The following is a 542-nucleotide window of genomic DNA, read 5'->3' as shown; positions in this document are numbered from 1 at the left end:
GCGGGTCTCGGTGAGTACCTGCCATGAGCCCGCCATGCCTTGCAGACGCAGCTCCCTTAGTTGTGATAATATATCCATATTGTTGTGATAAATAATTGCTTGTTGATATTCAGATGTCCATCCTTGTCTGCACGTAATAATCGCGGCCGCGTATGTTCCCGTGTCCGGGGAGCGGTTTATCCGGTGTGTCGGGCTGGGCATATAACGCCTTGCTTTTGATGATGCCCTCCACCTTTTTGTAGGAAAGCATACCGTGTTCCATGGCCACCGTGCAGGCACGGGCGAAGTCGTCGGGGTCCGACTGGCGGTATAGCCTGAGCAGCCCCTCGCAGGTGCGGTACTGGTTTTCGGGATACCCCGGTTGCTGGAAAACCATCTTGATAAGTTCATGCAGTCGGGGGCATACCCTTTCGGCCCTATCGATGAAATAATCCGGGCTGCGGCCCAGATAGTATTGGTGTTGCGAGGAGAGGTGTCCCTTCACGGCGGTGTAACCACCACCGAACTTCCGGGTGTGGGCAGCGACCTGTTTACCTTCGGCA

The 542-nt window shown here is 55.2% G+C and carries 1 pseudogene; it reads right to left on the bottom strand.

Going from position 1 to position 542, the window contains the following annotated elements:
- Positions 1-109: 109 nt before the first annotated feature.
- A pseudogene (locus NGM62_RS22345) lies at positions 110-542 on the bottom strand (IS21 family transposase); the annotation flags it as partial.

The organism is Parapedobacter soli (assembly GCF_025460835.1).
Lineage (GTDB): Bacteria > Bacteroidota > Bacteroidia > Sphingobacteriales > Sphingobacteriaceae > Parapedobacter > Parapedobacter soli.
The sequence above is the reverse complement of the archived record's forward strand: the minus strand, read 5'-3'. Positions and strand labels throughout refer to the sequence as shown.